The sequence below is a fragment of the Pseudomonas putida genome, assembly GCF_003228315.1.
GTDB lineage: Bacteria > Pseudomonadota > Gammaproteobacteria > Pseudomonadales > Pseudomonadaceae > Aquipseudomonas > Aquipseudomonas putida_S.
Window position 1 is genome coordinate 501478 of the sequence record NZ_CP029693.1, and the last position, 19894, is coordinate 521371.

The 19894-nt window shown below is 61.8% G+C and carries 15 protein-coding genes; 5 read left to right on the forward strand and 10 right to left on the reverse strand.

Features of this window, described 5'->3' with window-relative positions; all coding sequences use genetic code 11:
• Positions 1 to 2: 2 nt before the first annotated feature.
• The 10 genes from DKY63_RS02325 to DKY63_RS02375 all read right to left on the reverse strand — a co-directional run bounded on the left by DKY63_RS02325 (position 3) and on the right by DKY63_RS02375 (position 9750).
• On the reverse strand, positions 3 to 1028 hold the full coding sequence (locus tag DKY63_RS02325; RefSeq protein ID WP_110962624.1) for an HAD family hydrolase: 1026 nt from the start codon (positions 1026 to 1028) through the stop codon (positions 3 to 5).
• On the reverse strand, positions 1025 to 2452 hold the full coding sequence (locus DKY63_RS02330) for a BatD family protein (RefSeq protein WP_110962625.1): 1428 nt from the start codon (positions 2450 to 2452) through the stop codon (positions 1025 to 1027). Before DKY63_RS02330 ends, DKY63_RS02325 begins: the two co-directional genes overlap by 4 nt.
• Positions 2449 to 4029 carry a VWA domain-containing protein gene (locus tag DKY63_RS02335; RefSeq protein ID WP_110962626.1) on the reverse strand — a complete coding sequence of 527 codons (1581 nt, stop codon included), beginning with the start codon at positions 4027 to 4029 and terminating at the stop codon, positions 2449 to 2451. The genes DKY63_RS02330 and DKY63_RS02335 overlap by 4 nt, the downstream gene beginning before the upstream one ends.
• A gap of 1 nt (position 4030) precedes the next feature.
• Positions 4031 to 5023, reverse strand: coding sequence for a vWA domain-containing protein (locus DKY63_RS02340; protein ID WP_110962627.1), 993 nt, complete (start codon positions 5021 to 5023; stop codon positions 4031 to 4033).
• Positions 5010 to 5591 (reverse strand): DUF4381 domain-containing protein, encoded by a 582-nt coding sequence (locus DKY63_RS02345; protein WP_110962628.1) that lies wholly within the window; start codon positions 5589 to 5591, stop codon positions 5010 to 5012. Before DKY63_RS02345 ends, DKY63_RS02340 begins: the two co-directional genes overlap by 14 nt.
• Entirely contained in the window at positions 5588 to 6523 is a 936-nt protein-coding gene (locus DKY63_RS02350) for a DUF58 domain-containing protein (RefSeq protein WP_110962629.1), read from the reverse strand. The genes DKY63_RS02345 and DKY63_RS02350 overlap by 4 nt, the downstream gene beginning before the upstream one ends.
• Positions 6520 to 7500: an AAA family ATPase gene (locus DKY63_RS02355; RefSeq protein WP_110962630.1), complete on the reverse strand. Its 981-nt coding sequence runs from the start codon at positions 7498 to 7500 to the stop codon at positions 6520 to 6522. Before DKY63_RS02355 ends, DKY63_RS02350 begins: the two co-directional genes overlap by 4 nt.
• An 8-nt stretch (positions 7501 to 7508) precedes the next feature.
• Positions 7509 to 8456, reverse strand: a complete 948-nt coding sequence (locus DKY63_RS02360; protein WP_110962631.1) for a SphA family protein — start codon at positions 8454 to 8456, stop codon at positions 7509 to 7511.
• Between the two features lie 12 nt (positions 8457 to 8468).
• Positions 8469 to 8648: a hypothetical protein gene (locus DKY63_RS02365; RefSeq protein ID WP_110962632.1), complete on the reverse strand. Its 180-nt coding sequence runs from the start codon at positions 8646 to 8648 to the stop codon at positions 8469 to 8471.
• 676 nt (positions 8649 to 9324) lie between these two features.
• Positions 9325 to 9750 (reverse strand): YciI family protein, encoded by a 426-nt coding sequence (locus tag DKY63_RS02375; RefSeq protein WP_110962634.1) that lies wholly within the window; start codon positions 9748 to 9750, stop codon positions 9325 to 9327.
• Positions 9751 to 10064: 314 nt separating this feature from the next.
• Here DKY63_RS02375 and tpx point away from each other — a divergent pair, with 314 nt between their 5' ends.
• From tpx to DKY63_RS02400, 5 genes are all read left to right on the forward strand, one after another.
• Positions 10065 to 10565: a thiol peroxidase gene (gene tpx, locus DKY63_RS02380; RefSeq protein WP_110962635.1), complete on the forward strand. Its 501-nt coding sequence runs from the start codon at positions 10065 to 10067 to the stop codon at positions 10563 to 10565.
• 178 nt (positions 10566 to 10743) lie between these two features.
• A complete protein-coding gene (locus DKY63_RS02385) occupies positions 10744 to 12060 on the forward strand; it encodes an MdtA/MuxA family multidrug efflux RND transporter periplasmic adaptor subunit (protein WP_110962636.1) in 1317 nt (438 codons plus the stop codon).
• Entirely contained in the window at positions 12057 to 15152 is a 3096-nt protein-coding gene (locus tag DKY63_RS02390) for an MdtB/MuxB family multidrug efflux RND transporter permease subunit (RefSeq protein ID WP_110962637.1), read from the forward strand. Before DKY63_RS02385 ends, DKY63_RS02390 begins: the two co-directional genes overlap by 4 nt.
• A gap of 136 nt (positions 15153 to 15288) precedes the next feature.
• Positions 15289 to 18396 (forward strand): efflux RND transporter permease subunit, encoded by a 3108-nt coding sequence (locus DKY63_RS02395; protein ID WP_110962638.1) that lies wholly within the window; start codon positions 15289 to 15291, stop codon positions 18394 to 18396.
• On the forward strand, positions 18393 to 19880 hold the full coding sequence (locus DKY63_RS02400) for an efflux transporter outer membrane subunit (RefSeq protein WP_110962639.1): 1488 nt from the start codon (positions 18393 to 18395) through the stop codon (positions 19878 to 19880). Before DKY63_RS02395 ends, DKY63_RS02400 begins: the two co-directional genes overlap by 4 nt.
• The last annotated feature ends 14 nt before the right edge of the window (positions 19881 to 19894 follow it).

Genomic DNA, 19894 nt, shown 5'->3' on the forward strand with positions numbered 1-19894 from the left:
GCTTACTGCACTTGCCCGGTCGTGGCTTCGAAGGGGTAGATCCGGCGCCATTCGGCAGCCATGTCCACCACGGTCCAGCCACGGTTGTTTGCTTCGTCCAGGGCCTTGTCCAGACGACCGATATTCGATTCGCGGTCGTAAGCCCATTCACGTTTGGCGTCGGTGTGATGCACCAGCCCCATGAAACGTTTGCCTGTGCCGGCTGCGGTCCACTGGAGCATTTGCAGGTCGCCGTCGGAGTTGCCGAACGCAAGAATCGGTCGCCGCCCGATCACGCTGTCGATGCTCACCGGTTTACCCGGGCCGTCGTCGTTGTGGGCCAGCTTTGGCGTACGCAGGATCGAGGCCTTGCCATCCTTGTAATCGAACGTCGTGACAAAAGTAGTGCCGATCACCTGCTCGGGCGGGATGCCGTAGACCCTTTCGGCAAAGGCGCGCATGAAGCCGGTGTCGCCACCGGAGACGATGTAGGTCTTGAAGTCCTGGCTGCGCAGGTAGTCGAGCATTTCCAGCATCGGCTGGAAGATCATCTCGGTGTAGGGCTTGCCGGTTTTCGGGTGGCGGGCCTGGCTCAGCCAGGTCTTGGCGTAATCGTCGAAAGCCTCGGTGGTCATGCCGCTGTGGGTGGCGGCGATGATTTTCATCAGGCCCTCCATACCGGTTGCCGCCAGCGCCTTGTGGTCGTTTTCCAGAACGGCCTGGAACGGTTGAGTGGTTTTCCATTCCGGGTGCTGCGCCGCGGTGCGCTTGACTTCATCGAGGGCGAACAGCACCTCGAAGTACATCGGCTGTTCGCTCCACAAGGTCCCGTCGTTGTCGAACACGGCGATGCGATCCTCGGGTTTGACGAAGTCCTTGCTGCTCTGGTCGGTCACGGCCTGGACGAACTCGATGATGTGCTTTTTCGATGGGCCGTCATTCCACGAGGGCAACGGCTCGGCCGCCTGCACCAGCAATGGCAGGCTCAGTGCCAGAGTCAGCAGAAATTTCAATCCTGAGTGCTGGCGGATCGATATCGGGTTCGTCATGGAACATCCTTCTCATGGACGGGGTTGAGCGGTCGCAGTGCGGGAGCGACTGATTCTCTGTTGTGGTCTGCCCGACTATGCAGCGTAGTCAAGGATTCCTTGAGTTGTAGCAGTGCTTGATCTTTGGTCGGATCGCGGCCGTAACAGGCACGCAGCAGGGCTTGCAGGCGCGGGCCGAGCCCTGTCAGTTTCAAGCCCTTGCGGGTACGGCGGGTCCAGAGGTAGAGGGCACTCAGTTGTGGCGGTTTGCTATCGAGTTCTGGCGGGATCTGCCGCCAGGCGTATTCAGCCGATTGCAGCCAGGCCAGGTGTCGGGCGCGACGCCGGGCCTGCCAACGAAGATAAGCGCGATGAACCAGTGGCCGTGCAAACCAGATAAGCAACCCGGCGCCCAACACCAGTGCCAGCAAGTTCAGGGCAAATCCCGACAGGTGCAGTCGATTTTGCCGGCCGAGTTTTTTCAGGTCTTCGCTGATCGAGAACACCGGGCGATCGGCATTGTTGGCCACGGCGTCGAAGTCCACGGCGGGGACTTGCGCGGTGCGGGTCTGTTGGCTGCCGGTGTCCCACCATTTCACTTCGATGGCGGGCAAGGTGTAGTGGGCTTCGCGGTCGATCCGGTAAGTGATGCTGTCGATGCGCTGGCCACCGGTGAAGTGGCCGCGGCCGTCGTCGAGGGTGCCGACCTGGGGATTTTTCGGATAACCACTGAGGCCGCTGATATCGCCCATTTTCGGCGTCGGCAGCGACATGGCCAGCGCGCCATCGGCCTGCAGGGTCAATTGCCGGGTAAGGCTGTCGCCGACTTTCAAGGGAGTATCGGGCTTGACGATGTTTTGGGTAAAACGCAGCGCCTGTGCCACCAGTACCGGCTCTCCTGGCTTGAAGCCCGGTGGTTGTGTTGCGGTGAAATGCAACGGCTGGCTTTGTGCACTCAGCTCGGTAGTGGCCTGACCGGGTGTGGTGTGGACGGTCAGTGCGGGGATGTCGAAACCCTGCGCCACGTTTGGCGTGATCAGGTAGCTGAAACGCATGCCGCTGAACGATTTGCCATCGAGGGTCTGGTTCAGGTGTTCGGCATGGCCGTCAGGTGGCATGACCAGCGCCCCCGGCAGTTTCAGGTCGGGCAGGGCGGGGGCGTCGGTGAACCAGGTGTCGGTGAGGATGTCCAGCTGCAGTTGGACCACGCTGCCGACCATGGGAGAAGTGGCGGGTTGCAGGGTGGCCTGGACGCGCAGTTCGGGTTCGGCGGCGAGGGTGCAGGTGCTGATCAAAGCAATGAGCAAAGCGCCGAGTTTTGGGGTGATTGATCTGGCGCCATCGCGAGCAGGCTCGCTCCCACAGTGGTTCTGTGTGCGCCACAAGCTTCCTGTAGGAGCGAGCCTGCTCGCGATGGCCGCGACTCGGTCTAACTGTCGGATCATGGCCTGGCCCCCAACTGATCCTGCAAACTGAACTTCTGTTTGAGGAATTTCGCCGGCGATGTACTCAAATTCTGCAACCACTGCTCATCCGACGCCGCTTGCTCAGTCTTCACGGCTCTGCTCTGGCCCTTGCCTGGCGCCTTGTCCATTTTGATTTCGTCGGGTTTGGTTTCGGGGGCGTTCTTCTCCGCGCTTTCGGTGTCTTTCTGCAAGGCGATGGCCAGCGCAAGGTTGGCCGTGGCTTCAGGGAATTGCGGCTGCAACTTCAACGCCTGGGTGTAAGCGGCAATGGCTTGGTCGAACTTGAAGCGCCGTACATAAATGTTGCCCAGATAGAAATACGCCTGGGGCGATTGCAGGCGCGCGAAGCTGGCCAAGGCCAGGTCGAAATCGGCGGCGTTGTAGGCGGCGATGGCTTTCCAGTACGGGTCGGTGAAGTGCGCGGCGGCTTGAGGGTAGTGCTCGTGCTCGAAGGCCCAGCGCCCTTGCTGGTCCGGGGTGAAAAACGCGTCGGTGAGCGCATTGGCCTGCGCCGGTGCAGGCTGCATACCCAGTCCGACCGCCAGTAACAAGGCCGGCATCCAGTTCAGGCTCCAGCCCTTGCGCACACTGAAAAAGGCGATCAGCAGCAGCGGCCAGCACAGCCAATAACCGGCGTCCTTCCAGTGCAATTCACGCTGTTCGTCGCTGGCGCTCTGGAAGTGCTGCTGGGCGTGCAGGTCGACCCAATCCAGATCGTCATCGTTGAGTGTCAGGCTGCCCAGCGGTGCATCCAGTGCCGATGCAAGCTGCTTGAGTGCGGCCTGATCGAAACTGCCCAGCTCCGGACGCCCGTTACTGTCGGTACGCGGCTGGCCGCTGGCGTCGCGGATAATCCCGCCGTCTTCGTTGCCGACGGCCAGAATCAGTACCTGCAGGTCGCTGTCGTCCAGTTGTTTATCGAGACCGGCCAGTGCCGAGGTGTCGGCGCCGTCGGTGACCAGCAGCAGGGTGCCGAGGGATTTTTCGGCGGCCAGCAGGCGCTTGGCCTGTTCGATCACCGCGCCGACATCTTTCCCCGGTTTGTCGATCAGGTTGGTGCCCAGAGCCTGGATAAAGGTATCGAGCAGCGCCGGGTCGTCAGTCGGTGGCAACACCAGATGCGCGCTGCCGGCGTAGGCGATCAGGGCATTGCGCGCGCCGGTGCGGCGCTGGATCAGGTCATGGACTTTGTGCTTGGCCGCTTCCAGGCGTGATGGCTGCATGTCGGTGGCGTCCATCGACGGCGACAGATCCATGGCGATGATCAACGGCGCACGATTTTCCAGAAAGTCCGGTCGGTCCTGTTCCCAGGTCGGCCCGGCGGCGGCCAGTGCACCGAGCGCCAGCAACGCGCTGGCCAGATGCACCGGGCGCAGCCATTGGCGGTCCTGAGGCGTGATCAGCAGGTGGGGCAGCAGATGTTCGGCGATGTTGCCGCGCAGGCGCCGCTGCAGGTCGCGGCTGCGGCGCCAGAGCACTGGCAGCACGGCGGCGAAAGGCAGCAATAACAGCCACAGCGGGCGCAGGAAGTGGAAATCACTGAGGTTGATCTCCATCTCAGGCCTCCTGCCGCTGACGCGCAAGTGACAGGTGTGGACGCAGCAGGGCGCCCAGGTGATAGAGCGCCAGCAGGGCAATCGCCGCCCCCAGCGGCCACCAGAACAGATCCCTTTTCGGTTGATGGCTGAGGGTTTTCACCTGATGCGGTGTGAGCGTGTCGAGGGTGCTGTAGACCTCGTTCAGGGCATTGCGGTCTTCGGCGCGGAAGAACTTGCCGCCGGTAGCTTCGGCGATCTGCTGCAAGCTGCCGAGGTTGACCTTGGCTTCGCCGGACGCCTGCGGGTCGCCAATGCCGATGGTGTGAATCACCACGCCTTTGGCGGCCGCCATCTGTGCCGCATGATCCGGGGTGATGGCGCTGCTGGTGTCATTGCCATCGGTGAGCAGGATCACGACTTTTTCCTGCTCCTTGGCCTGCTCCAAGAGTTTGAGGCTCAAGCCGATGGCATCGCCGATGGCGGTGTTGGGGCCGGCCATGCTGATGCCGGTGTCGTCCAGCAACAGCGACAGGCTGGCGTGATCGAGGGTCAGCGGCGCCTGCGGGTAAGCGCCGCTGCCGAACACGATCAGGCCGAGTCGGTCTTCTTTTCGTTTATCGATGAAGCCATGCACCACTTCTTTCACGGCGGCCAGGCGGTTGATTTTCTGACCGTTGGCGTCGGTGAAATCGGTGGTTTCCATCGATTGCGACAGGTCGATGGCCAGCATCAGATCACGCACCGGTTGCTGGCGTTCGATGGGTTTTTCGACGTACACCGGGCGGGCCGCCGCCACCAGCAACAGTGCCCACACCAGCAGGTTCAACAGCAACTGCCAGCGGTTGGTGCGGGTCCCGGCCTGGCTCGGCGTTTGGCCGACCGCGCGGCTCATTGCCGCAAAAAACGGTACCCGTACCGCGCTGCGCGCCTCGCGGTAGTCGGGCAGGTAGCGATAACCCAACCACGGCAAGGGCAGCAGCAATAACAGCCAGGGGTAATCAAGCTGCCACATGATGATGCTCCACCCAGAGTTTGCAGGTGGCGAACAACTGTTGGCGCTGTTCGACGGGAAGGGCGCGCAGGGTGGTGTCGGGGGCGTAGGCGAGTTGGGCCAGTTGTTGGCTGAAATTGGCGGGGAGGGGTTGCTTGATGTGCGCTTGCAGGAAGGATTGCCAGTCCTCTTTCCCGAGCGCGTCCGGACCCTGTAGGAGCAAGGCTTGCCCGCGATGAACGATAACGGGGTTTGTCTGAAAGATCGCAGCGCCTGCATCGCGGGCAAGCCTTGCTCCTACAGACGGCGTGCTGGGCATGGAGATGGCGGTGCGCTTGAGCAACTCCGGCAATTCGCGTAGCGCACTCAAATCATCACTGCGCTTTTGCAACTGCGCCAACCGCACCAGCGCCTCGCGCCGATAACGATCGCGCCGCCATTGCCAATAGCGCCGGGCGGCGATGATCAGCGCGGCCAGCACAAGCAATGCGAGCAACACCCACCAACCCCAGGTCTGCGGCGCATAACTGACTGGCGCGGGTAGCGCTATTTCCTTCAGTTGATCAATGCTCGGAATGTTCGGATTCATCGCCGTCCCCCGGTCAGCTTGCCCAGTTCGGCGCGCAGTTGTTCCTGAGCGTCGAGGGCGGTGCTGAACATCATCAACGGCACCCGGCTGCGGCGCAGCAGGTTGGCCACGTCCTTGAGCCGGCCGCCGAGAAAGTCGCCAAGTGGCTGGTGCACCTGTCGACGCTCCACCGCCAGCTCCACCTGCAACTGCCCTTGGGTGACCAGCAGGCGGCCATTTTTCGGCAGGTTCAGCGCCAGGGGATCGTAGACCTGCATGGCGATCACATCGTTGTGTGCCGCCAACTGTCGCATCAGCTGCAAAGTGCGCTCACCGGCGCCGGCAAAGTCACTGACGATGCAGATCAAGTGGTCGTGCCCCGCCAGCGCCAGGCATTGTTGCAGGACCTTGTCGAGCTGGTCTTCGCCCTCGGCGTCCGGATTGGCGGCGCTCAGTTCCTGATTCTGCTGGACGATGCGGCTGCACAGCGCTTCGATCCGCTTGCGGCTGCGCAACGGCGCAACGCTGTCGATGCGCTGGTCATTGAACACCAGTCCGCCGACCCGATCGCCGGCGTTGAACACCATCCATGCCGCGAGCGCGCCGAGTTCGGCGGCCACGGCGGATTTGAAGCTGCGTTGCGAGCCGAAAAACATCGACATGCGCTGGTCGACCAGAATCAGCGCCGGGCGATCGCGTTCTTCAGTGAAGGTACGCACCACCGGTTTGCCGGTTCGCAGGGAGGCGCGCCAGTCGAGGTGGCGCAAATCATCGCCCGGTTGATAGCGGCGCAACTCATCGAAGTTCAAGCCACGGCCACGCAGGCGCGAGGCATGGTTGCCCGCGAGGATGCTGCCCTGGGGTTGGCGAGCGAGAAAACTCAGGTCACGGGCCTTGAACTCCAGCGCCATCAACTGCGCCAGAGAGACGTAGACCAGACCATCGGCATTCATGCAGGAATCGCCACTTTATCGAGCAAACGGTCGAGCACCTGATCGGCGGTCACACCATCGGCCACTGCGTCGTAGCTCAGTTGCAGGCGATGGCGCAGCACCGGGTGCACGATGGCGCGTACGTTGTCCGGCGAGACGAAGTCCTGCCCCTGCAACCACGCATCGGCACGGGCGCAACGGTCCAGGCCGATACCACCGCGCGGGCTGGCGCCGATGGCGATCCAGCGGCCGAGGTCGGCGTCGTAGTCGGCGGGGTGGCGGGTGGCGTTGATCAGATCGATCAGGTAGCGGTCGATGGCGGTCGACACGTGTACGGCGCTGACCTCGCGGCGCGCAGCGAAGATCACGTCCTGGGCCAGGGCAAAGCCCTGTACCGCAGCGGTCTTGGCGCCCAGGGCCTGCTCTTCTTCGCGCAACAGGCGCAGGACTTGGCTTTCGTTCTCGGCGCTCGGGTAATCGAGCAGCACTTTCATCAGGAAGCGGTCCATCTGTGCTTCCGGTAATGGGTACGTGCCTTCCTGTTCGATCGGGTTCTGCGTGGCGATCACGATGAACAGATCCGGTAGCGCGTGGCTGTTACCAGCCACGGTGATTTGCCGTTCTTCCATGGCTTCGAGCAACGCCGCCTGGACCTTGGCCGGGGCACGGTTGATCTCGTCAGCCAGGATCAGGTTGCCGAACAGGGGGCCCGGCTGGAAACGGATCTCGTTTTTGCCTTCGACCTGGTGCAGCACCTCGGCACCGGTGATGTCCGACGGCAGCAGGTCCGGGGTGAACTGGATGCGGCTCATCTTCGCATCCAGGTGTCTGGACAGCGCCTTGACGGTGCGGGTCTTGGCCAGTCCGGGCAGGCTTTCCAGCAACAAATGACCGTTGGCCAGCAAGCCGAGGAGGATCTGCCGAACCACCTGATCCTGGCCGAGCACGGCCTCGCAAATGCTGGCTTGCAGGGCGTTCAGATCATTGAGTGCAGTCATGCAGCCTCCTAGAAAAATGCCAGGGTCAGGTTGACGCTGAAACCGTTGCCTTCAGGGCGGTTCTTGGTGTCGAACTCCGGTACCCAACGGGCACTCAGATTGGCCTGGGCGTCGGCGAACTTGCCTTGCCAGCCCACTGCGGGACCTGCGCCGACGGAACGGCCGCGAAAACCACTGTTTGCACCGCTTCCCGAGTCGTCGGTGACCTGCTGGATATAACCGGCGGCCATGCCGGCGCTCCAGCCATTGCCGAAACCATGGGTCCACAGTGCATCGAGGGTGAAGATGTTGCCGTTGCGATAATCCGTGGCGTTGTTTTCCGTGTAGAACTCCAGGCTGCTCATGAGCGTGAATTCGCCGCCCTTGCCATCCAGATGGGTGAACGCCGCAGTTGGCATGAAGGTGTAATTGTTCTGCCCGGGGTTGGCCAGGCGATCCTCGTTGTAGGCGCCGGTCGGCACGTAGATGGGCAAGGACAGCGAAAGATGGTTGACCTCGTCGAAGTGGTAGCCGGCGGCAATCGGTGTGATCAGCGCGTCGGCAAACTGGGTGCCGGTGTCTTCGGTGCCCAGCGTCCTGCCACGGGGGCCGGTGACGCTGGCGCTCACGTCGGTGTACTGCACCGGTACGCCGATGGACGAGGCGTAGTTCCACGGCCCCTTGCCCGTATCCCAGACATGAGTGAAGTTGGCGATGGTGTAGGACACCTTCATGTCCACGCCGGTGCTCAAGGCACCTGCGATCGGGACCTGCACGTTGCCCTTGAGATCGCCGTCATACCAGAAACTGGTCAATGACATCACCCAGCCGGGCTCTGGCGGCACCACCCCGGCATTGGAAAACACCTGCAGGCCGGTGATCGGCCGACCGACACCGCCCTCGGCCGCCAGTACCAACGGACTGGTGCCCACCACGCACAAGGCCAACAAAGGACGTACTACACAAGCCCTGACCATGAACGACTCCACTTATTGTTTTGGTTGATTGACCGGTGTCAGCACGGGCATTTGCCATTGCCCGTTGCTGACGTCGAGAGTCGGCTGCCGAGGCTCGCCAGTGGGGCGGGTATCCAGCCCCTGAGCTCCAACCCCACAGCTGGCGAACATGGTCATCAGGCTGAACACGGCTGCGCGAATAGCAATTTGCATGGTGATGTCCTCACTTTCCAAACGAGACGTTGATTGGCGTACAGGGTCAACATGGGCAGGTCATCGTCCTTGGGTGCGACAGTCCGTTGCTGCTCGAAATACGTGTTGAGGAGATTGGACCCGGACTTCCAGACTTTGCCGCCACCCAAACCGAGTGGGGTGTGGTGGAAGCGTTTTTCAGGTCACTGGTCCGGATGCCGATGGAGCCGGGCGCGAGGTACCGCAGGCTGTTGACGGTTTCGGGGTGGGTGCACAGCAAAGGTGCGAACGACATCCCCGGAAGACAGGCGTGCATCCCCATTTTGTTGAACATGATTGCCCGATTCCCTGGTGGCTTCTTTGGACGCCTAGGCACTTCACGGCCGTTACGACGTGGTCTCTTGGCTATCAAGCCTGTAGGACACGTCTTTTGAAGCTAGCAGCTAAATGGGGGTTAGCCAGTCGGAGGGTGTTAATTCTTTGGTTTTGTGTACAAGTTTTTGGGTTTTTGTGTGTACTAAAAAGTTAATTGGAATCAGGTGGTTGGAGGGGAATTCGAAAAAGTGGGGATATTTGACTACGCAATCGCGGGCAAGCCTTGCTCCTACAGACGGCGGTGTATGTAGGAGCAAGGCTTGCCCGCGAAGAATGATGACGCGTTATTAAGGAGAAGGTCTCTATATCGTTTAATAAACGCTTAACACTTCCTCGACTGCCCAAATGCCCGCTCTTCCTGCTCCCGCAGTTCCGGAGTGAGTTCTGCGCCGAAATCCTCCATCTCGAACACCTGCCGAATCTCGATCTCGGGTTCTGTCCCCGGCATCGGGTTGGGGCAGCGCTTGAGCCACTCGATGGCTTCTTCCTTCGATTTCACCTGCCACAGCCAGAAACCGGCGATCAGTTCCTTGGTTTCGGCGAACGGGCCGTCGATCACCGTGCGCTTGTCGCCGGAAAAGCGCACGCGGGCGCCTTTGCTGCTGGGGTGCAGGCCTTCGCCGGCGAGGAGGATGCCGGCCTTGGCCAGTTCTTCGTTGTAATTGCCCATGGCGGTCAGCAATTCGGTGCTGGGCATGATGCCGGCTTCGGAGTCCTGGCTGGCTTTGATGATGATCATGAAGCGCATGGTGTTGTCTCCTGTGGGTTCGGGTTGCTCAGTTATAGTCGAATGAGCTACGGCTGAATCGACAACCAGGCGCAACTTTCGTCATATATCGGACCCTGTGGGAGCGAGCTTGCTCGCGATGGCAGATTGCCGGACACCTGATAGGTTGAATGTGAGACCGCTATCGCGAGCAAGCTCGCTCCCACAGGTCTGGCTCCCACAGGGATTTGAGGGTGTTCGCAAGTTTTGTATCCGGGGTAGGTCGCCGATCGATTTCGTGGTTAACTTCGGCCTCTTCAAGATTCTCTCCAACAACGTTCAGAAGGACTCCGTTCATGGCTCAAGTGACTCTTAAAGGCAATCCGGTTCAAGTCAACGGCCAGTTGCCACAAGCCGGTTCCAAGGCGCCAGCCTTTTCCCTGGTTGCCGGCAATCTGTCCGACGTCACCCTTAAAGACTTTGCCGGCAAGCGCAAAGTGCTGAACATCTTCCCAAGCATCGACACCCCGACCTGCGCCACTTCGGTACGCAAGTTCAATGCCCAGGCCAACGACATCGCCAACACCGTGGTGCTGTGCATCTCCGCTGACCTGCCATTCGCCCAGGCCCGTTTCTGCGGCGCCGAAGGCCTGGAAAACGTGCAGAACCTGTCGACCCTGCGCGGTGCCGAGTTCATCCAGAACTACGGTGTGGCCATCGCTGACGGCCCGCTCAAAGGCCTGACCGCCCGTGCCGTCGTTGTTCTGGACGAGAACGACAACGTGCTGCACAGCGAACTGGTCAAGGAAATCGCTGAAGAGCCGAACTACGAAGCGGCACTCGCCGTTCTGAAGTAATCGCGCCATTACAATTGTTAACGGCCTGGCCCTGTCCAGGCCGTTTTCATTTGTGTTTCAGTGTCTTGCATAAATCTCTTGTTACGTAAGCCGAAGGTAAATTGCCGGTAAAGGCGCTTTGCTTACGAGCCGCCAGTGCTTATCGTTCAGCCTTATGTAATAAAAGCCCACGCGCCCAATGGTTGATCTCTCAATGCAATCCTCCGCTTCCCGTAGTCCCCGTCGCTGGCTGTTCGGCCTGCTCGTCCTGTTGGTCATCGCCGCCCTGTGCTGGAAATTCTGGCCCGGCGGCGCTGCGCCGAAAGAGGGGGCACAGCCCAAGGCCGTAGCGGGGCACACCGGCAGGTCAGGCGGGATGCGTCCGGGGTTTGGCGGCGCTACCGGTCCGGTTCCGGTGCGAGTGGCACCGGCGGTCAAGGGTGACTTCCCGCTGTATTACAAGGCGCTGGGCACGGTGACTGCGCTGAACACCATCAACGTGCGCAGCCGCGTCGGCGGCGAACTGGTCAAGGTCTATTTCGAGGAAGGGCAGATGGTCAAGGCTGGCGATCTGCTGGCTGAAATCGACCCGCGTCCGTACCAGAACGCCTTGCTCCAGGCGGAAGGCACCTTGCTGCAGAATCAGGCACAGCTGAAAAACGCCCAGATGGATGTCGAGCGTTACACCGGCCTGTACAAGGAAGACAGCATCGCCAAGCAGACCCTGGACACCGCGGTAGCGCTGGTCGGCCAGTTCCAGGGCACGGTCAAGACCAATCAGGCGGCGGTCAACGACGCCAAACTCAATCTCGAGTTCACCAGGATTCGCGCCCCCATCACCGGACGCGTCGGCCTGCGTCAGCTGGACGTCGGCAACCTGGTGGCGGCCAACGACACCACGGCGCTGGCGATCATCACCCAGACCCAACCGATCAGCGTCGCGTTCACCCTCCCGGAAAACAGCCTCGACACCGTGCTCGCCCGCTATCGCAGCGGCGCCAAATTGCCCGCCGAAGCCTGGGATCGCGGTGACACCAAGCTGCAGGCCACCGGTGTATTGCAAAGCCTGGACAACCAGATCGACGTCACCACCGGCACCTTGAAGTTCAAGGCCCGCTACGACAACCGCGATCAAACGCTGTTTCCCAACCAGTTCGTCAATGTGCGCCTGTTGGCCGACACCCTGAAAGATGTGGTGCTTGCACCGTCCGCCGCGATCCAGTTCGGCACCAACGGTACGTTCGTCTATGCCCTGGACGGCGACAAGAAGGTCAAGATTCGCCAGCTGAAAATCGGCGCCAGTGACGGCACCAACACCGTGGTCACCGAGGGCCTGGCCGCCGGTGACCGCGTGGTACTGGAAGGCACCGATCGCCTGAAAGACGGCAGCGACGTGGAAGTGGTCAACGATCCGCAACAAGTGCCGACCAACCCGGCCGGTCACCTGCAAGGCAAGTCGGCGGCCAATTCCACTGAGCCTGTGCCTGCCGACAAGGCGAAAAAGGGCGGCGCATGAACCTCTCGCGGCTGTTCATCCTTCGTCCGGTAGCGACCACCCTGAGCATGCTGGCCATTGTTCTGGCCGGCGTGATCGCCTATCGCCTGTTGCCGGTGTCGGCGTTGCCCCAGGTTGATTACCCGACCATTCGCGTGATGACCCTCTATCCCGGCGCCAGCCCGGACGTTATGACCAGCGCCGTGACCGCACCGCTCGAACGCCAGTTCGGGCAGATGCCCGGCCTGACCCAGATGGCCTCCACCAGCTCCGGTGGCGCCTCGGTGCTGACCCTGCGCTTCAGCCTCGACATCAACATGGATGTCGCCGAACAACAGGTGCAGGCCGCGATCAACGCCGCCACCAACCTGTTGCCCAAGGACCTGCCGGCGCCGCCGGTGTACAACAAGGTCAACCCGGCCGATACGCCGGTGCTGACCCTGGCCATCACTTCCAAGACCATGCTGTTGCCCAAGCTCAACGATCTGGTCGACACCCGCATGGCGCAGAAAATCGCCCAGATCAGCGGCGTCGGCATGGTCAGCATTGCCGGCGGCCAGCGTCAGGCGGTGCGGATCAAGGTCAATCCCGAGGCCCTGGCGGCCAACGGCCTGAACCTGTCGGACGTACGCACCCTGATCGGCGCTTCCAACGTCAACCAGCCCAAGGGCAACTTCGACGGCCCGACCCGGGTGTCGATGCTCGATGCAAACGATCAACTGACCTCGCCGGAGGACTACGCCAACCTGATCCTCGCCTATGCCAACGGTGCACCGTTGCGGCTCAAGGACGTGGCACAGATCGTCGACGGCGCGGAAAACGAACGTCTGGCAGCCTGGGCCAATGAAAACCAGGCGGTGCTGCTGAACATCCAGCGCCAACCGGGGGCCAACGTCATCGAGGTGGTGGACCGGATCAAGGCCCTGCTGCCGAGCATTACCGACAACCTGCCGGCCGGCCTCGACGTGACCGTGCTCACCGACCGCACCCAGACCATCCGCGCCTCGGTCAAGGATGTGCAGCACGAACTGCTGATCGCCATCGCCCTGGTGGTAATGGTCACCTTCCTGTTCCTGCGTCGGGCCAGTGCAACCATCATTCCGTCGGTGGCCGTGCCGCTGTCGCTGATCGGGACCTTCGGTGTGATGTACCTCGCCGGGTTCTCGGTCAACAATCTGACATTGATGGCCCTGACCATCGCCACCGGTTTCGTGGTGGACGATGCGATCGTAATGCTGGAGAACATTTCCCGCTTCATCGAAGAGGGCGACAGCCCGCTGAACGCGGCGCTCAAGGGTGCCAAGCAAATCGGCTTCACCCTGATTTCCCTGACCCTGTCGCTGATCGCGGTACTGATTCCGCTGTTGTTCATGGCCGACGTGGTGGGGCGCTTGTTCCGCGAGTTCGCCATCACCCTGGCGGTGGCGATCCTGATTTCCCTGGTGGTGTCCCTGACCCTGACGCCGATGATGTGCGCGCGCTTGCTCAAGCGTGAACCCAAGGAAGACGAGCAGGGCCGCTTTTACCGTGCCAGCGGTGCCTTCATCGACTGGATGATCGCCGCCTACGGACGCAAATTGCAGTGGGTGCTCAAGCACCAGCCGCTGACGCTGCTGGTCGCCATCGGCACCCTGGCCTTGACCGTGTTCCTCTATATGGTGGTGCCCAAGGGCTTCTTCCCGGTGCAGGACACCGGGGTCATCCAGGGCATTTCCGAAGCGCCGCAGTCGATTTCATTTGCCGCCATGAGCGAGCGACAGCAGGAGTTGGCCAAGGTGATCCTCGCCGATCCAGCGGTGGAGAGTCTGTCGTCCTACATCGGTGTCGACGGTGACAACTCCACCCTCAACAGCGGCCGACTGCTGATCAACCTCAAGTCCCACAGCGACCGTGACCTCAGTGCCACCGGCGTGATTGCCCGCTTACAGCCGGAACTGGACAAGCTGGTCGGTATCCGCCTGTTCATGCAGCCGGTGCAGGACCTGACCATCGAGGACCGGGTCAGCCGCACGCAATACCAGTTCAGCATGTCGTCACCGGATGCCGAGTTGCTCAGCCTGTGGAGCGGGCGTCTGGTCGAGGCCCTGGCCGATCGCCCGGAACTGACCGACGTTGCCAGCGACTTGCAGGACAAAGGCCTGCAGGTCTACCTGGTGATTGACCGCGACGCCGCGTCGCGGGTCGGGGTGTCGGTGTCGAACATTACCGACGCGTTGTACGACGCTTTCGGTCAGCGGCAGATTTCAACGATCTACACCCAGGCCAGCCAGTACCGCGTGGTCTTGCAATCGCAGTCCGGCGAGAAAATCGGCCCGCAGGCGCTGGACCAGATCCACGTCAAGACCACCGATGGCGGTCAGGTTCGCCTGTCCAGCCTGGCGCACATCGAAGAGCGTCAGGCGCAACTGGCTATCACCCACATCGGTCAGTTCCCGGCGGTGATGATGTCCTTCAACCTGGCGCCCGGCGTGGCGCTGGGGCACGCGGTGCAGATCATTGAGCAGGTGCAGAAGGACATCGGCATGCCGATTGGCGTGCAGACCCAGTTCCAGGGCGCCGCCGAGGCCTTCCAGGCGTCGCTGTCGAGCACCTTGCTGCTGATCCTGGCGGCGGTGGTGACCATGTACATCGTGCTGGGCGTGCTGTACGAGAGCTACATCCACCCGATCACCATCCTGTCCACCTTGCCCTCGGCGGCGGTCGGCGCCTTGCTGGCGTTGATCCTCAGCGGCAATGACCTGGGGATGATCGCGATCATCGGCATCATCCTGCTGATCGGTATCGTGAAGAAGAACGCGATCATGATGATCGACTTCGCCCTCGACGCCGAGCGCAACCAGGGCATGGACCCGCAGACTGCGATCTACCAGGCGGCGTTGCTACGGTTCCGGCCGATCCTGATGACCACCCTGGCGGCCCTGTTCGGCGCGGTGCCGCTGATGCTGGCCACCGGGTCTGGTGCGGAGTTGCGTCAGCCGTTGGGTCTGGTGATGGTGGGCGGTCTGTTGCTCAGTCAGATTCTGACGCTGTTCACCACGCCGGTGATCTACCTGTACTTCGACCGGTTGGGTCGGCGTTTCGGCAAATCCAAAGCCGAAGAGGTGTCGGTGTGATCCTGCGCACTCACAGCCCTTGTGGGAGCGAGCTTGCTCGCGATGAGGCCATTACATTCAATATTGATGTCGGCAGATTGACCGCTATCGCGAGCAGGCTCGCTCCTACAGGGGTGGTTGCAGGGAGGGGCGGTCGATGAACCTTTCCGGTCCTTTCATCAAACGCCCCGTGGCAACGATGCTGCTTTCATTGGCGATCATGCTGCTGGGCGGCGTGAGCTTCGGTCTTTTGCCCGTGTCGCCGCTGCCACAAATGGACTTCCCGGTGATCGTGGTCCAGGCCAGTCTGCCCGGCGCCAGTCCGGAGGTCATGGCGTCCACCGTGGCCACGCCACTGGAGCGTTCCTTCGGCACCATTGCCGGGGTCAACACCATGAGCAGCCGATCCAGCCAGGGCTCGACCCGGGTGATCCTGCAATTTGACCTCGACCGCGACATCAACGGTGCCGCACGGGAAGTGCAGGCGGCGATCAACGCCTCGCGCAACCTGCTGCCCAGCGGGATGCGCAGCATGCCGACCTACAAGAAGGTCAACCCGTCCCAGGCGCCGATCATGGTCTTGTCGCTGACCTCGGACGTGCTGGAAAAAGGCCAACTGTACGACCTGGCCTCGACCATCCTGTCCCAGAGCCTGTCGCAAGTGCAGGGCGTGGGTGAAGTGCAGATCGGCGGCAGCTCCCTGCCGGCGGTACGTATCGAACTCGAACCCCAGGCGCTGAACCAGTACGGCGTGGCGCTGGATGACGTGCGCAACACCATTGCCAACGCCAACGTGCGCCGGCCCAAGGGCTCGGTGGAGGACGATCAGCGACTGTGGCAGGTTCAGGCCAACGACCAGCTGGAAAAAGCCAAGGATTACGAATCGCTGATCATTCACTACGCCGGCGGTGCAGCCCTGCGCCTGAAGGACGTGGCCAAAGTCAGCGATGGCGTCGAAGACCGTTACAACAGCGGTTTCTTCAACGATGACTCGGCGGTGCTTCTGGTGATCAACCGCCAGGCCGGCGCCAACATCATCGAGACGGTCAACGAGATCAAGGCCCAGTTGCCAGCGTTGCAGGCCGTGCTGCCGGCCAGCGTCAAGCTGAACCTGGCCATGGACCGCTCGCCGGTGATCAAGGCGACCCTGCACGAAGCGGAGATGACCCTGCTGATCGCCGTGGCGCTGGTGATCCTCGTGGTGTTCCTGTTCCTCGGTAACTTCCGCGCCTCGCTGATCCCGACCCTGGCGGTGCCGGTGTCGCTGGTGGGCACCTTTGCCGTGATGTATCTGTACGGCTTTTCCCTGAACAACCTGTCGCTGATGGCGCTGATCCTCGCCACCGGCCTGGTGGTGGACGACGCCATCGTCGTGCTGGAGAACATTTCCCGGCACATCGACGAAGGTGTGAAACCGATGAAGGCTGCCTATCTGGGCGCCCAGGAAGTCGGCTTTACCTTGCTGTCGATGAACGTCTCGCTGGTGGCAGTGTTCCTGTCGATCCTGTTCATGGGCGGAATCATCGAAAGCCTGTTCCGCGAGTTCTCCATCACCTTGGCGGCGGCCATCGTCGTCTCGCTGGTGGTTTCGCTGACCCTGACCCCCATGCTGTGCGCGCGTTGGCTCAAGCCCCACACGCCGGGCCAGGAGAACCGTCTGCAACGCTGGAGCCAGCGCGCCAACGAGTGGATGGTCGGTAAATACGCCACCAGCCTCGACTGGGTTCTGCGTCATCGCCGCCTGACGTTGCTCAGTCTGTTCGTGACGGTTGGCGTTAACATTGCGCTGTATGTTGTTGTTCCTAAAACGTTTTTACCTCAGCAGGATACCGGCCAACTGATCGGATTCGTGCGCGGCGACGACGGCCTGTCGTTCAGTGTCATGCAACCGAAAATGGAGACGTTCCGCCGTGCGGTCCTCAAGGATGACGCCGTGGAAAGCGTCGCCGGCTTCATCGGTGGCACCAACGGCACCAACAACGCGTTCATGCTGGTGCGCCTCAAGCCGATCAAGGAACGCAGTATTTCCGCGCAAAAGGTTATCGAACGCCTGCGCAAGGAAATGCCCAAGGTTCCCGGTGCCCAGTTGATGCTGATGGCCGACCAGGATCTGCAATTCGGCGGCGGTCGCGAGCAGACCACTTCGCAGTATTCCTACATCCTGCAAAGCGGTGACCTGGGAGCGTTGCGCGAGTGGTATCCGAAGGTGGTCACCGCGCTCAGGGCCTTGCCGGAGCTGACGGCGATTGACGCCCGGGAAGGCCGCGGCGCCCAGCAAGTGAAGCTGATCGTCGATCGCGATCAGGCCAAGCGCCTGGGCATCGACATGGACATGGTCACGGCGGTGCTGAACAACGCCTACAGCCAGCGGCAGATTTCCACCATCTACGACAGCCTCAACCAGTATCAGGTGGTGATGGAGGTCAATCAGAAATACGCCCAGGACCCGATCACCCTGAATCAGGTGCAGGTGATCACCGCCGACGGCGCGCGGGTGCCGCTGTCGACCATTGCCCATTACGAAAACAGCCTGGAAGACGATCGGGTCAGCCACGAAGGCCAGTTCGCCTCGGAAAGCATTTCCTTCGACATGGCCGAAGGCGTGACGGTCGAGCAGGGCAGTGCCGCCATCGAACGGGCGATTGCCGCCGTGGGCCTGCCGGAAGATGTGATCGCGAAAATGGCCGGCACCGCCGACGCCTTCGCCGCGACCCAGAAGAGCCAGCCGTTCATGATCCTCGGTGCGCTGGTGGCGGTGTATCTGGTGCTCGGCGTGCTCTATGAAAGCTACATCCATCCGTTGACCATTCTTTCGACCCTGCCGTCGGCGGGTGTTGGCGCGTTGCTGTCGATCTATGCGCTGGGCGGGGAGTTCAGCCTGATCTCGTTGCTGGGGCTGTTCCTGCTGATCGGCGTGGTGAAGAAAAACGCCATTCTGATGATCGATCTGGCGCTGCAACTGGAACGCCATCAGGGCATGGCGCCACTGGAGTCGATCCGCAATGCCTGCCTGCAACGTCTGCGGCCCATCCTTATGACCACCCTGGCAGCGATTCTCGGTGCCTTGCCGCTGCTGCTCAGCCGCGCCGAAGGTGCGGAAATGCGCCAGCCGCTGGGCCTGACCATCATCGGCGGGCTGATCTTCAGCCAGGTGCTGACCCTTTACACCACCCCGGTGGTTTACCTCTATCTCGACAAACTGCGCCATCGCTTCAACAAATGGCGCGGGGTGCGTACTGATGCTGCTCTGGAAACTCCGCTATGACTGACCGTTCGCTGTTCAACCTGGCTTCACCGCTGGCCGCATCGTTGATCAAGGCCCGAGGCTCGCGGTTGTTGAGCCTGTCGCTGTGCGTGGCGATGCTCAGTGCCTGCGCCGTGGGCCCGGATTATCAGCGCCCGCAAACCGCAGAACCTGCCCAGTACAAGGAAGCGAACGGCTGGCGCCAGGCCAATCCGAGCGACTCCCTGGCTCGCGGTGCGTGGTGGGAGCTTTACGGGGACCGCCAGCTCAATGAGTTGATCGACAAACTCAACAGTTCCAACCAGACCGTTGCGCAATCCGAAGCCCAGTACCGTCAGGCCCAGGCCTTGGTCAAGAGCGCCCGTGGCGCGTTCTTCCCGACGGTGGACCTGACCGCCGGGAAAACCCGCTCCAGCCAGGGCACCGGCAGCAGCAGTTCCAGCCTGAGCAGTTCTTCCAGCGGTATCCGCAACACCTACACCGCGCAGGCCGGTGTCAGTTGGGAGGCTGATATCTGGGGCAAGTTGCGCCGTGGCCTGGAAGCCGACACCGCCAACGCCCAGGCGAGCTTCGCCGATCTGGCGGCGATGCGCTTGAGCCAGCAGTCGGAACTGGTGCAGAACTACCTGCAACTGCGGGTCATCGATGAGCAGAAGCGTCTGCTGGAGGCAACCGTCGAAGCCTACAAGCGCTCATTGAAAATGACCGAAAACCAGTACCGCGCCGGTGTTTCCGGCAAGGACTCGGTGGCACAGGCGCAGACTCAGCTCAAGAGTACCGAAGCGGACATGGTCGATCTGATCTGGCAACGCGCCCAGTTCGAAAACGCCATCGCGGTGTTGATCGGCTTGCCGCCGGCGGAATTCAAGCTGGCGGAAACCGATGACATTCCGGTGTTGCCTGACGTACCGCTGAGCCTGCCGTCGCAGTTGCTGGAGCGGCGGCCGGACATTGCTTCCGCCGAGCGTTCGGTGATCGCCGCCAATGCCAACATCGGCGTGGCCAAGGCCGCGTATTACCCGGACCTGACCCTGAGCATGAACGGTGGCTACAGCAGCAGTACCTCCAAGGACCTGTTCAGCCTGCCGAACCGTTTCTGGTCGGTAGGGCCGCAATTGGCGATGACCCTGTTCGACGGCGGCCAACGCTCGGCGGAAGTCGACCGCAGCGAAGCGGCCTACGATGAAACCGTGGCCAAATACCGCCAGACCGTGCTCGACGGTTTCCGTGAAGTGGAGGACTTCATGGTGCAACTCAAGGTCCTGGAAGACGAAGCGGTGGTTCGCCAGCAAGCCCTGGACGCCGCCCGCGAATCCCTGCGCCTGACCCAGAACCAGTACAAGGCCGGCCTGATTGCCTACCTGGATGTCGTCGTAGTCCAGGCCACCGCACTGAACAACGAGCGCACCGCCCTGAACCTGCTGCAGAGCCGGCTGATCGCCAGCGTGCAATTGATCGCTGCGCTGGGCGGTGGTTGGGATGGGCAGCTCGAACAATCCAATTGACACCGCCTCTGTAG